10 protein-coding genes and 1 pseudogene are annotated in these 13,403 nt (G+C 64.4%); 7 read left to right on the top strand and 4 right to left on the bottom strand.

Going from position 1 to position 13,403, the window contains the following annotated elements:
• Positions 1–248 precede the first annotated feature (248 nt).
• From PG879_RS14605 to araA, 3 genes are read left to right on the top strand one after another with little or no spacing between them, the layout of a single operon-like run.
• Positions 249–1,925, top strand: a complete 1,677-nt coding sequence (locus PG879_RS14605) for a ribulokinase (protein WP_103858737.1) — start codon at positions 249–251, stop codon at positions 1,923–1,925.
• Positions 1,922–2,620, top strand: a complete 699-nt coding sequence (locus tag PG879_RS14600) for an L-ribulose-5-phosphate 4-epimerase (RefSeq protein ID WP_039040096.1) — start codon at positions 1,922–1,924, stop codon at positions 2,618–2,620. Before PG879_RS14605 ends, PG879_RS14600 begins: the two co-directional genes overlap by 4 nt.
• A 14-nt stretch (positions 2,621–2,634) precedes the next feature.
• Positions 2,635–4,134, top strand: a complete 1,500-nt coding sequence (gene araA, locus PG879_RS14595; RefSeq protein ID WP_270830354.1) for an L-arabinose isomerase — start codon at positions 2,635–2,637, stop codon at positions 4,132–4,134.
• A gap of 71 nt (positions 4,135–4,205) precedes the next feature.
• Here the strand turns inward: araA and PG879_RS14590 are convergent, their stop codons facing one another.
• The gene (locus tag PG879_RS14590) at positions 4,206–5,096 is read right to left on the bottom strand and encodes a LysR family transcriptional regulator (RefSeq protein ID WP_103254854.1); all 891 of its coding nucleotides are present in this window, start codon (positions 5,094–5,096) and stop codon (positions 4,206–4,208) included.
• Positions 5,097–5,211: 115 nt separating this feature from the next.
• Here PG879_RS14590 and PG879_RS14585 point away from each other — a divergent pair, with 115 nt between their 5' ends.
• From PG879_RS14585 to PG879_RS14575, 3 genes are read left to right on the top strand one after another with little or no spacing between them, the layout of a single operon-like run.
• Complete coding sequence (locus PG879_RS14585) at positions 5,212–6,363, top strand: methionine aminotransferase (protein ID WP_270825233.1); 1,152 nt, start codon at positions 5,212–5,214, stop codon at positions 6,361–6,363.
• Between the two features lie 8 nt (positions 6,364–6,371).
• The gene (locus tag PG879_RS14580) at positions 6,372–7,187 is read left to right on the top strand and encodes a carbon-nitrogen hydrolase family protein (protein ID WP_103859130.1); all 816 of its coding nucleotides are present in this window, start codon (positions 6,372–6,374) and stop codon (positions 7,185–7,187) included.
• A gap of 53 nt (positions 7,188–7,240) precedes the next feature.
• Complete coding sequence (locus PG879_RS14575; protein ID WP_045524696.1) at positions 7,241–8,011, top strand: ABC transporter substrate-binding protein; 771 nt, start codon at positions 7,241–7,243, stop codon at positions 8,009–8,011.
• 92 nt (positions 8,012–8,103) lie between these two features.
• On the opposite strand, the gene PG879_RS14570 is transcribed toward PG879_RS14575, so the two are convergent.
• Entirely contained in the window at positions 8,104–8,817 is a 714-nt protein-coding gene (locus tag PG879_RS14570) for an AcvB/VirJ family lysyl-phosphatidylglycerol hydrolase (RefSeq protein WP_103859128.1), read from the bottom strand.
• Between the two features lie 10 nt (positions 8,818–8,827).
• A complete protein-coding gene (gene mprF / locus PG879_RS14565; protein WP_270830353.1) occupies positions 8,828–11,383 on the bottom strand; it encodes a bifunctional lysylphosphatidylglycerol flippase/synthetase MprF in 2,556 nt (851 codons plus the stop codon).
• 219 nt (positions 11,384–11,602) lie between these two features.
• Here mprF and PG879_RS14560 point away from each other — a divergent pair, with 219 nt between their 5' ends.
• A complete protein-coding gene (locus PG879_RS14560; RefSeq protein ID WP_270830351.1) occupies positions 11,603–12,313 on the top strand; it encodes a metallophosphoesterase in 711 nt (236 codons plus the stop codon).
• A gap of 799 nt (positions 12,314–13,112) precedes the next feature.
• On the opposite strand, the pseudogene PG879_RS14555 reads toward PG879_RS14560, so the two are convergent.
• A pseudogene (locus PG879_RS14555) lies at positions 13,113–13,386 on the bottom strand (leucine zipper domain-containing protein); the annotation flags it as partial.
• Positions 13,387–13,403 lie beyond the last annotated feature (17 nt).

Raw genomic sequence — 13,403 nt, 5'->3', positions numbered from 1 at the left:
CTGGTTGAGCGAACCAAGTTGTAATCGTTTTCACAATTAAAAATGGAGAGCAGGATCACGCAATGAGATTGCAGCCATTTCGTCTATATAATTAGCAATTTCGTCACATATTGAATTTTAGAGAGCCGTCACCCTGTCGCACTGACAGCGTTAAAATCCATATTTCCAGCAGCCAATGGCTAACCGCCCCTCCTGCCCATCTCCTATGGTTCCCCCCAGTCACCCCTCATTGATGGTCAGGAGCACTTATGTCTGAGCACATCGTCATCGGACTCGATTTCGGCAGCGACTCGGTCAGGGCACTCGCCGTGCGCTGCCAGGACGGCGCCGAGCTGGCGACCCATGTCGTCTATTACCCGCGCTGGCAGGCAGGCCACTACTGCCAACCGGTCAACAACCAGTTCCGCCACCACCCCCTCGACTATCTGGAGTCCATGGAGCAGGCAGTGGTGGCGGTGGTGAGCCAGCTCACGCCGAGTCAGCGTACCGCCGTGCGCGGCATCGGGGTGGACAGCACCGGATCCACCCCCGCCCCCATCGACAGAGAGGGGCGCGTGCTGGCCCTGCGTCCGGAGTTTGCCGACAACCCCAATGCCATGTTCGTGCTGTGGAAGGATCACACCGCCATCGAGGAGGCGGAGGCCATCACCGCCCTGTGCCACGGCGGCCAGTTCCCCGACTACAGCCGCTACATCGGCGGCATTTACTCCTCCGAGTGGTTCTGGGCCAAGATCCTGCACGTCTCCCGAGCCGATGCCGCCGTGCGCGCCGCCGCCTGCAACTGGGTCGAGCTGTGTGACTGGGTCCCCGCCGTCCTGAGCGGCACCCAGGCCCCGGCCACCCTCAAGCGCGGGCGCTGTGCCGCCGGCCACAAGTCCCTCTGGCACCCGAGCTGGGGCGGCCTGCCCCCCGCCGACTTCCTCAATGCCCTGGATCCCCTGCTGACGGAGGATCTCGACTTCCCCCTCTTTACCGACAGCTGGACCGCCGATCTCCCGGTCGGCACCCTGACCCCGGAGTGGGCGGAGCGGCTGCACCTCTCCTGCGAAGTGGTGATTGCCGGCGGCGCCTTTGACTGCCACATGGGGGCGGTGGGAGCCGGGGCCGGCAACAATGCGCTGGTGAAGGTGATCGGCACCTCCACCTGCGACATCCTGATCGCCGACGAAGCCACCATTGGTGATCGGGCCATTGCCGGGATCTGCGGCCAGGTGGATGGCAGCGTGGTGCCGGGCATGGTGGGGCTGGAGGCGGGACAGTCCGCGTTCGGTGACATCTATGCCTGGTATCAGCGCCAGCTCGGCTGGCCCCTGGACAGCCTCGCCGCCCAGTATCCGGAGCTTCGCACCGCCATCGAGCGCCACAAGCAGGCCCTGTTACCCAGCCTCGCCGCCGCCTGGGATCAGCAGCGCGACCTGGCGCACCTTCCGGTGGTGCTCGACTGGTTCAACGGCCGGCGCACCCCCTATGCCAACCAGCGCCTGCAGGGCACCCTCACGGGGATCAACCTCGGCACCGATGCCCCCGATCTTTTCGGCGCCCTGGTGGCCTCCACCGCCTTCGGTGCCCGCAGCATCATGGAGTGCATGACCAGTCAGCAGGTGCCGGTGGAGCAGGTGATCGCCCTTGGCGGCATCGCCCGCAAGTCCACCACCGTGATGCAGACCTGCGCCGACGTGATGAACAGGCCTATCCAGGTGGTGGCCTCGGATCAGTGCTGCGCCCTGGGGGCGGCCATTTTTGCCGCCGTGGCGGCCGGGATCCATCCCGATGTGGCCAAGGCCCAGCACCACATGGCAAGCGCCGTGGAGCGCACCCACCAGCCACACCCCGAGCGGGTCGCCGAATACGAGCGCCTCTACCAGCGCTACCTCGCCTGGGGCGCTGCCGCCGAACCCCTCTACAACCGGGGGGTACCGGCATGAACCTCAAGACCCTCAAGGAGCAGGTGCTCGCCGCCAATCTGGATCTGCCGCGCCATGGCCTGGTGACCTTCACCTGGGGCAACGTGAGCGGCATCGACCGAGAGCGCAATCTGGTGGTGATAAAGCCAAGCGGCGTCAGCTATGAGCGGATGCGGGTCGAGGACATGGTGGTGCTGGATCTGGCGGGCAAGCAGGTGGAGGGGGACCTTCGCCCCTCCTCCGACACCGCCACCCACCTGGTGCTCTATCGCGCCTATCCGGAGCTTGGCGGCGTGGTGCACACCCACTCCACCCACGCCACCGCCTGGGCCCAGGCGGGGCGCCCCATCCCCATTTTCGGCACCACACAGGCCGACTACTTTCACGGCGAGATCCCCTGCTCCCGCCTGCTCACCCCGGGCGAAGTGGAGGAGGACTACGAGGGGCTGACCGGTCATCTCATCGTCGAAACCCTCAAGCAGACCCCCATCCTCACCATGCCGGGGGTGCTGGTGGCCAACCACGGCCCCTTCAGCTGGGGCAAGAGCGCCGAGGATGCGGTACACAACGCCGTGGTGCTGGAAGAGGTGGCCCGCATGGCCTGGCTCACCGGCCAGATCAACCCGGGGGCCCGCCCCCTGCCCGATTACCTGCTGGAGAAGCACTACCAGCGCAAGCATGGCAAACACGCCTATTACGGCCAGACAAAAGCCTAAAAGAGGACAAACTCATGGAATTGATGAAACAGCTGGAAGTGTGGTTCCTGGTCGGCAGTCAGCACCTGTATGGCGCCACCACATTGAAGCAGGTGGCCGATCACGCCCACACCATCGCCAGCCAGCTCAACGAGGGGGCGAACCTGCCCCTCAAGATAGTGCTCAAACCCACCGGTACCACCCTGGATGAAATCAGCGCGGTGGCCCGGGATGCCAACCACGACGAGCGCTGCGCCGGGCTCATGGTGTGGATGCACACCTTCTCCCCCGCCAAGATGTGGATCCCGGCGCTGAGCCAGTTGCAAAAGCCCCTGTTGCAGTTCCACACCCAGTTCAACCGGGATCTCCCCTGGAGCGAGATCGACATGGACTTCATGAACCTGAACCAGACCGCCCACGGCGGGCGCGAGTTCGGCTTCATGGGGGCCCGCCTGCGGCTGCCCCGCACCGTGGTGGTGGGTCACTGGCAAGATGAAGAGGCCAGACAGAAGATTGGCAACTGGATGCGGGTTGCCGCCGCCATCCACGACAGCCGCCACCTCAAAATCGCCCGTTTTGGCGACAACATGCGCAACGTGGCGGTCACCGAGGGCGACAAGATTGAGGCCCAGATCCAGTTCGGCTATCAGGTGAACTACCACCCGGTCGGCGATCTGGTCAAGGTGATCGACGCCGTGCCCGAGAGCGACATCGAGGCGCTGCTGGCCGAGTATGAGGCGACCTACACCCTGACCGAGGCGGTGCAGGCGGGCGGGGGGCTTCGTGCCTCCCTGTATGAGGCGGCGCGCCAGGAGCTGGGGATGAAGAAGTTCCTCACCGACGGTGGTTTTGGCGCTTTCACCACCACCTTCGAAGATCTCTATGGTCTGCACCAGCTGCCGGGCCTCGCCTGCCAGCGCCTGATGGAACAAGGCTTCGGTTTTGGGGCTGAAGGGGACTGGAAGACCGCGGCCCTCTTGCGCACCCTGAAAGTGATGGGCGCAGGCCTGCCGGGAGGCGCCTCCTTCATGGAGGACTACACCTACCATCTGGAAGCGGGCAACAACCTGGTGCTGGGAGCCCACATGCTGGAAGTCTGCCCCTCCATCGCCGCAGGCAAACCCGTGCTGGACGCCCAGCACTTAGGCATAGGCAAGAAGGCCGATCCGGCCCGCCTGCTGTTCGCGGCCCCGGCGGGCAAGGCGGTCAACGCCAGCCTCATCGATCTCGGCAACCGTTTCCGCCTGGTGGTCAATCAGCTGGAAGTGGTGGACCTGCCAGAGGCCATGCCGAAACTCCCGGTGGCCAGCGCCCTGTGGAAACCCCTGCCGGACCTGCAGACCAGCGCCGAGGCCTGGATCCTGGCGGGCGCCGCCCACCACTCGGTGTTCACCCAGGCGGTGGACATCGAGCAGCTGCGCACCTTCGCCGACATCATGGGTATCGAGTTTGTGGTCATCGACGAGCACACCCGCATCCCCGCGCTCAAGGAGCAACTGCGCTGGAACGAGGTCTACTACAAGATCTGCCAGTGACCCTTTAATCGGCCAGCGGCCATCACCATGACAACAGCCCCGCCCGCGGGGCTGTTTCATTTCGCGTCCCCTCAGGGATGACCCTCCCCCTCCAGCAGCCAGTGACAGACCCGCTGCACCCCGTGGCGCTGGCTGTCGGGCCGGGCGATCAGGGCGTATTCGTGATCCGTCTCCAGCACGGGGGCGAAGGGAGCGACCAGGGCGCCGCTCTCCAGCTCCTCGGCCACTATGGTGGGATCCCCTAGAGAGAGGCCAAACCCCTGCAAGGCGGCATTCATCGCCAAGTCCAGGGTATCGAACAGCTGCCCCCCCTGGGGCTGCCAGGGGATGTCGAGGAAGGCGGCAAACCAGTTGCGCCAGTCCCGCCTATCGGCGCTGGCATGGATGAGGGGCAGCAGGGGCAGCTCGTTCAGGTCGCGCTCGAACAGACGATGCTTGGCAGCAAACGCCGGGGCGCAGACCGGGGTCAGCCGTTCCCGAAACAGGGGCTGGCTGTGGGGATAGCGCCCCAGGCAGGGCTGGTAGACGATGGCGAGATCGAAGGGCTCCCGGGAGAAGTCGATGCCATGGCTGTGGCTGCCACGCACCTCCACCGCCTCCCCCTCGAACGCCTGCAACCGCCGCAGCAGCCAGCGGCTGGCGCAGGAGGGCACCTTGATGCTGATCGCCTGCTCGTGGGGCAGGGCCTGCAAGGCGCTGAGCCCCTCCCCCATGCGGGCCAGCCCTTCACGAACGAAAGGCAGCAGCCGCTCGGCGGCGGGGGTCAAGGTGAGGCAACGGGTGCCGCGCACGAACAACAGGTGGCCCAGGCGCGCCTCCAGCTGGGCGATCTGCTTGCTCACCGCCCCCTGGCTCACGCACAGCTCGTCGGCGGCCAGGGTAAAACTCAGGTGGCGGGCAGAACACTCGAAGACCTGCAGGCCATAGAGAGGCAACTGAGTACGCGGCTGGGTAGACAACATGACAAGCCTCCATGCTTGAGAAAAACTCATGCGTACCATGCCGAATAATCCGTTGTCCGGCAAGCCTTGGGGGGGCTAAAAAGGGACCTCTTTCACACACGCAGGTGACGGCCCCATGTCCATCCCCCAGGTTTCCAGCAAACTGCCCCAGGTGGGCACCACCATCTTCACCGTGATCGGGGATCTGGCCGCCCGCCACCCCAGCATCAACCTCTCCCAGGGGGCGCCGAGCTTCCCCTGCGATCCCGAGCTCATCCGGGTGACCCACGAGGCCATGCTGGCCGGTGAAAACCAGTACGCCCCCATGACGGGGCTGCCTGCCCTGCGCGAACAACTGGTGGCCAAGATTGCAGCCAGCTACGGCCATCACTATGACGCGGGCGACGAGATCACCATCACCGCCAGCGCCAGCGAAGCCCTGTTCTGCGCCATCACCGCCCTGGTTCACCCCGGCGACGAGGTGATCATGTTCGAGCCGGCCTTCGACAGCTACCGCCCCATGATCCAGTTGCAGGGAGCCACCCCTGTGGTGATCGCCCTCAAGGCGCCGGATTTCGCCATTCCCTGGGACGAGGTGGCCGCCCGCATCACCCCCCGCACCCGCATGATAGTGCTCAACACCCCCCACAACCCCACCGGCACCGTCTGGCAGGCAGGGGATCAGGAGCGCCTCGCCCGCCTGGTGCGCGGCACCGACATCCTGATCCTCTCGGACGAGGTGTACGAGCACGTGGTGTTCGACGGCGCCCTGCACCAGAGCGTCATCCGCTATCCGGAGCTGGTGGAGCGCTCCGTCGCCGTCTTCTCCTTCGGCAAGACCTTCCACGTCACCGGCTGGCGGGTGGGCTACTGCGTGGCTCCCCGTCCCCTGATGGAGGAGATCCGCAAGGTGCACCAGTTCGCCATGTTCGCCGCCGACACCCCCATGCAGTACGGCTTCGCCCACCTGTTGCAGCAACCGGCCCACTATCAGGGGCTGGCAGCCTTCTACCAGCGCAAGCGTGACCTGCTCGCCTCGGCCCTGGCGGATTCGCGCCTGACCCTGCTCCCCTCGGCGGGCAGCTTCTTCATGCTGGCGAGCTACGAGCGGGTAAGCGACGAGCCCGACAGCCTCTTCGTGCAACGGCTCATCCGCGATCACGGGGTCGCCACCATTCCGGTCTCCGCCTTCTATCACGACGGCACGGATCAAAGAGTCATCCGTCTCTCCTTCTCCAAGGATGACGACACCCTGCTGGCGGGCGCCGAGCGCCTGTGCGCCGTCTAGGGGGCACCATGGATTCACTGCGCGTTGCCGTCCTCCAGATGGTCTCCGGGGATGACCTTGACCACAACCTGGCCCAGGCCGAAGCGTTGCTGCGTCAGGCCGCGGCCGAGGGGGCCGAGCTGGCCCTGCTGCCCGAATACTTCTACCTGATGCCGGTCGATGAGCGGGCGCGAGTGGCCCTGGCAGCCCCCGTTGACGATCACCCCCTGCTTGCCTGGGTACAGGGGCTGGCCCGGGAGCTCGGGCTCTGGATCCTGGCCGGCACATTGCCGCTTGCCAGCCACGAGCCCGGCAAGATGCACAACAGCAGCCTGCTCATCGACCCGCAAGGGCAGCTCGCAAGCCGCTACGACAAGCTGCACCTGTTTGGCTTTTGCACCGGGCAGGAGCAGTATGACGAGGCCGCGACCATGACCCCGGGCCGGGAGGTGGTGAGCCATCCCCTGCCCTGGGGCGTGCTGCGCCTCGGGATCTGCTACGACCTGCGCTTCCCGGAGCTGTTTCGCCTGGGGCCAGCCCCCGATTTCATCGCCCTGCCCGCGGCCTTCACCCACACCACCGGGCTCGCGCACTGGGCGCTGCTGCTGCGGGCACGTGCAGTGGAGAACCTGGCCTTCGTGTTTGCCAGTGCCCAGGGGGGACACCACCCCGGTGGGCGGCGCACCTTCGGCCACAGCATGATCATCGATCCCTGGGGCCGGATACTGGCCCAGGTAGAGGAGGGTCAGGGCATGGCCATCGCCACCCTGGATCTGGCGGCACAGCGCACGGTGCGCAGCCAGTTGCCGGCCCTCACCCATCGCAAGATAGCCGTCGGCCCTTGAGGCCGGCACCCTTTAGCACGCTAGGAATGACACCACACTTCAAGGGACTGACCATGAAACTCAACACACTGATGATGCTGATGGCCCTGGCCACCGCCGGCCAGGCCGCCGCCAAACCCCTGGTGATCGCCACCGATGCCACCTATCCCCCCTTCGAGATGGTCGACAGCAACGGCAAGCTCGGCGGCTTCGAGGTCGATCTCGCCTATGCCCTGTGCGCGGCCATGAAGACCGAGTGCGAGGTGATCAACCAGCCCTGGGATGCCCTGCTGCCCGGCCTGCAGGTGCGCAAGTACGACGCCATCATGTCCTCCATGAACATCACGGACGAACGGCGCCAGAAAGTGGACTTCAGCCAGGTCTACTACATGATGCAGAACCGCTTCGTGGGGCGCAGCGACAAGGCAGCCGACTTTGCAGACGATCCGGCCCACTTCAAGGGCAAGGTGATCGCGGTGCAGGAGGGCACCCCCCAGGACAACTTCATCACCGCCCGCTATGGCGAGGTGGCCAAGATCAAGCGCTACGTCAACGCCCAGTCCCCCATGCTGGATCTGCAGTCCGGCCGCGCCGACTACACCTTCGGCAACATGGTGCAGTTGAAGGTGGGCTTCCTCGACAAGGAGATGGGCAAGCAGTTCGCCTTCGTCGGTCCCCAGTTCAACGGCACCCAGGACAAGATCCTGGGAGAAGGGGTGGCGGTGGCCCTTCGCAAACACGATGACAAGCTCAAGGCCCGCTTCGATGCCGCCATCGAGAGCGTCAAGGCCGACGGCACCTTCAACACCCTGCTCAAGAAGTACCAGCTCGAAGATCTGCTCTGATCCCGGCATGCCAGCCCCCTGGACAGTTGCAAGGGGCCACGGCAACAGGGCGGCCATTGGCCGCCCTGTGTCGTTTTCCCGGCCTCTCGCCGTTATTGGGCCAGGCCCAGGTGCCCGGCAATCTCCTGATACTGGGTCTGGTAGTTGTCGTCGAAGTGGTGGGAGCCCGGCAGGGTCACCGTCGTCACGTTCGGCTGCTGCAAGCGCGGACAGAGTTTGACCGGGGAGTCGTCCTCCGCGCCCTGCACGCAGAGCAGCGGCAGAGTCTGGATCCGTGTCACCTCCGGCAGGGTGGGATAGCGGCCCCCCTTGTCGTGCACCACCATGTCGCTGACGTGGATCTCGAAATCCGACGCCGTCGAGGGGGAGAGCATCACGGCCCCCGCTAGGCTGTCGCGATAGGCTGGCGGCAGACGATTGATGACGAAGGGCACTATCTCGGCACCAAAGGAGAAACCCACCAGCAACCAGCGCTGGCGCCCCCAACGGGACTGGTACTCGGTGAGGATGCGCACCAGATCCGCCGTCGCCTGCTCCGGCGTCTTCTTCTTCCAGTAATAGGAGAGCGAGCTCCAACCCACCACCGGCATGCCGTGGGCCTGCAACTGGGCGCTGAGCCCCTTGTCCAGCGCCGCCCAGCCGCCATCCCCGCTCATGAAGACCACCATGGGGGAAGACGAGGCTTGCGCCACCGGCAACTCCACCAGCCCCAGATCCGCGCCGATCCGGCCCGGCTGGGCGGCCACTGCCGGCAAGGTGAACGAAGAGACGAAACAGCAAATCAACAGCAACAACATGGCTCTCATGGGCCAACTCCTATTTCTTCATGAGCCCGAAGGGGCCGCGACTGATGAGGGAGACGAGGTGGGTCAGGGTGCGGGGCAGCACCAGATGACCGGTACAGAGCAGGTAGCGGGGCTCCCACCTTGGGCCGAACTTCTCCTTGTAACGCCGCAATCCCTGGAAGTTGTAGAAACGGCTGCCCCGGGTGAACAGGGTGTTGCCAAGGCGGGCCCAGTAACCGCCGAGGGGGTTGTCGTTGAAGCCCGACATGGGGGCCATCCCCAGGTTGAAGCTGGCATACCCCTCCTGCTTGCCCCACAGCAGGAGCTCGACAAACAGGAAATCCATGACCGGCGCCGCCCCTGTGTCGAGGCTGTAGCGCATCAGATCGATGGAGAGGCTCTCCTTGTTGTCGCTGATCCAGAGGTTGGCAAACCCGACGATCTGCCCCTCCCGCCGTACCAGCGCCATCGGGTTGAGGGTGAGGTAGGCGGGATCGAAACTGCCCACGGAGAAGCCCTTCTCCCTGCCCTGCTTGCTGTGCAGCCAGCTGTCGGAGATCCCCTTCAACTCGGGCAGCAGGGGGGCAATCTCACCGGGGGCCACCACCTCGAAGCGCAGCCCTTCCCGCTTGCCCTTGGCGTGGCTCTGGCGCAGGTTGCGCAGGCGACTGCCGGCAAGATCGAAGCTCGGCAGATCCACGATGGCCTCCTCCCCGAGCTTGAAGGGGATGAGCCCGAGATCCAGATAGACAGGCAGATAGCGGGCCGACACCTGGTAGAAGACAGGGCTGACGTCGTGCTCGTCACAGCGCTCGCGAAACTGCCAGAGCAGCTCCTCCACCAGGGAGGGCTGACCGACGGGATCCCCCATCACTATCCAGCTGCTGCCCTCGGCCCCGTACATGAGGAAGGCCTCGCCGCTGGGGTGGAACAGCAGGGACTTGTCCCCGAGCTGGGCCAGGTAGCCGTGGCCTCCCCCTGCCCGCATCACCAGCCCATGGGCACGGGAGAGCACCTCGGCATCCGGCTTGCAGGCGGCGAGGCGCAAGGGCGCCAGCAGATGGGCCACCCCGACCACCGCCAGCACGCCGATGACACTCCCCATGGCGCGCAGGGCACGGGAGGCGGCCCCGGGCCCGTGGGCCGAGACGTGCAGCCAGAGGGAGGGGTCGTACTCCACATGGCGGTAGGAGAAGAGCAGCAACCACAAGGCCCCCAGCAGCACGGCTCCCACCGACATCAGCCAGGAAGGGGTAAACCGGGCGTGAAGCAGGGAACCCTTGCGATAAAAGAGGGAGTGGCAGGGGGTGATGATGAGCAAGAAGCCCCCGATCAGCAGGGCCGACTCCCAGTCAAACCCCTTGAACAGGGAGAACAGCATGCCAAGTCCCAGCAGCCACTGGGTGATCCTGAATGCCCCGTCATGACGGCGGTAGAGGCTGTGGGCCAGCAACAGCAGCAACACGCCGCTGACGCTGCCGAGCACATGGGAGAGCTCCAGCAGGTGCAGGGGCAACACCTCCAGGAAGGCTTCGATCCGCCCCCTCATGGTGGGGATCATCCCGGAGCAGAGCAGCAGGGTACCCGCCGCGAAGGTACCCATGCTCACCAGGGCGGGCACAAACTCCCGGGTCGCCATCATCACCCCCTGCAGCCGGTGCAGGCGGGCCCGCTGTTGCAGCAGCTCCTGACCTGCGAACAGCAGCAGGGCACAGAGGAAGGGCAGGAAGTAGTAGACGCAGCGGTAGATAAGCAGGGAGGCGAGCAGCTTGTCCACCGGCAGATAGTGGGTGAGCAGCAGGCTCATGCTCGCCTCGAAGACCCCGATGCCCCCCGGCACATGGGCCAGCACCCCGAGCAGACTGGAGAGCACGAAGGCACTGAGCAGCACCGGATAGGGCACGCTGCCCGATGGCAGCAGCACATAGAGCACGGCGGCGGCGGCCATCCAGTCAAGCAGGGCGATAAGCAGTTGCAGCAGGCGGTATCTGATGCGCGGCAGGAACAGCGGGTGTCCGCGCCAGACCAGGGCTGCCCCCGGCCACACCAGATATGCCAGCACCGTCAGCAGGGCCAGGCCCCCCGCCAGTTGCAACAACCCGGTCGCCCAGCGGGACCAGTCCATCAGCAGGGCCGCCCCCTGCCCCAGCAGCAGGGCACTGCCCCCCCAGCCCAGCAGACCGAGGAAGAAGGTGATGGAGCAAAAGAGGATCACCCTGGCCACCTCCCCGGTGCCAAGCCCCAGGGAGGAGTAGAGCCGGTAGCGTACCGAGGAGCCGGTGAGCAGCGCAAAGCCCAGGGTGTTGGAGAAGGTGTAGGCGATGAAGGAGGTCATCCCCACCTGCTGCCAGGGCAGGCGTTTTTCCAGCACCTTCAGGGCCAGCAGATCATAGCAGCAGAGGCAGCCATAGCTGAGCAGGGTGAGCAGCAGGGCGCCCCCCAACTGCGGCAAGGGTTGTGACCAGATGGCCTGGCGGATGTCGTGCCAGTGCCACAGGTGGGTCAAATGATAGAGGACGGTCAAGGCCGCCCCCAGCAGCAGCAGGCTGCACAGGGGGCCTATCCAGATCAACAGCTGACGCCGCATTCAAGATTCCTGTCAAAAAGCGTGGAGAAAGAGAGCCTCCGAAAGCGGGCGGACAAGGCGCCCTCCCGGAGTGACTCCCCCACAGGCAGCGCGTGACGCCGCACGTTCACGGGGGCAATCCTATGATTTACCAGGCCCTGCCCGCTCGCCACTTTTCTTCTGTAACCTTATGTACAGGCAGACAAAACATCCCCGTCCGGGATAGAGGCAGGAGACGCCATGACACCCTCCCCCCTGATAAGACGCTTCCCCCAAAACGCCCAGGGGCGCGATCTGGCCGTCGGCGACATCCACGGCCACTTCGCCCTGTTGCAGCAGGCCCTCGACACCCTGAATTTTGATCCCGCCCGGGACCGTCTCTTCAGCGTCGGGGATCTGGCGGATCGCGGGCCCGAGTGCAGCGAGGTGATCCACTGGCTGGCCAGGCCCTGGTTTCACCCGGTCTGCGGCAATCACGACGACTACGTCTGCCGTTACGAGAGCTGCGATCGGGAGAACTGGATCCGAAACGGCGGCGGCTGGTTTCAGCAGCTGACCCCTGCCGAGCAGGCGGCGTTCGCCGTCCACTACCGCAGCCTGCCCCTGGCCATAGAGGTGGCCACCCCGGCCGGCCCGGTCGGGCTGCTTCACGCCGATTGCCCCTTCTCCACCTGGCAGGGGCTGCTGGACCAACTCGATGCAGGGGTGAGCGGCGGACGGCTTCGGGCCATCAAGAACGTATGCCTCTGGTCAAGGCGCCGTATCGAACGGCTGGACGAGGGCGGGGTCGCGGATCTCGCCGCCCTGGTGGTGGGCCACACCCCGGTGAGGGTGCCGGTGCGCCTTGGCAACGTCCACTACATCGACACCGGCGGCTGGTATCCCGAGGAGGGCGGCTACTTCACCCTGCTGGACCTCAATACCCTGACTCCTCACTTTCCCCTGCCCTGAGCCGGACCGATGGGATGACCAGGCTCACGGACAACGCCCACTGCCCATTAAAGCGCCAGGCGAACGCCCCGGACTTCGCTCTGCCAGCGCGATGGTTTACCATGCAGGCAATTGCGGTGCATGGCACCCCCACCCAGGCGCCAGGCGCCGCCGTCATCGGATACTCCTTTCGAGCAACATGAGCACATCAGCGCACCCGGCCAGCGGGCCCACGTTCTACTTCCACGTTTTGCAATACCTCTTTTTTAATGCTTTGATTTGCATGGGCTTATGGCTTTAATGCCGGTGAGGTTGGTACACAATTGGGACATGGTGAAATTTGAGGGCATTGCTACAGATAGCAACGCTGTTCGTGTGAGTAACTGAAGGGTCAGGACTTCATCCGCTTTGGCCGCAAAAAAACCAGTAAAGCCAGTCCGCTGTTTCATATGTGAAACACAACATGCAGAAGTTCGTGACCATAAACAGCAGAAGTTCAATTTGTAGTTATATTTCAATGCATTGCAGTAGAATTCAAACAAAACCAAACGAGTCCTCAATGCTCATCTCTGTAGAAAGCACCAATCAACAGCCCATAGACCAACCGCATTCGGCCATCCCGGCCCAGCAATAGACCGAACAATATCTCGCCGCTTGCCGGGTCGACCCCATGCCAGAAACACCAAATGGCGCTTCCGCCACATCCTGCCTAGCTAGTTCTTACGCTTAGCTGCGAGAGATGGGTGAGACCTGTGGGAAACGCCCGATGGCACGATTGATGCGGCATGATGGTTTACATTTACACGCAGGCTAGCACCACCAGCCCATGACTGATGGGTCGATAGGTTTGTTGATGCTTGCGCAGTTCGATAATCCCTGTTGGCGCTGGTCATCAATGGCATGGGGGCAAGAAGAGTGACCGAGCAAGCCATCAGGTCCCTCCTTGCGATATCGAGTGAGCCACTTGTCAGTTGCTCGGATAGTGACTCGGCAGCGTGATCCGCCTCTTCAACACGCAGGCCCTGTTCAAGGACGCGCCGGACAAGAAGCTGTCGACCAAAGACGGTTAAGTGGACATTTTTATGGTTGTTCACTCGCACATCTCCGACGA

The organism is Aeromonas sp. QDB63 (assembly GCF_027707425.1).
Taxonomy (GTDB): domain Bacteria; phylum Pseudomonadota; class Gammaproteobacteria; order Enterobacterales; family Aeromonadaceae; genus Aeromonas; species Aeromonas caviae.
The sequence above is the reverse complement of the archived record's forward strand: the minus strand, read 5'-3'. Positions and strand labels throughout refer to the sequence as shown.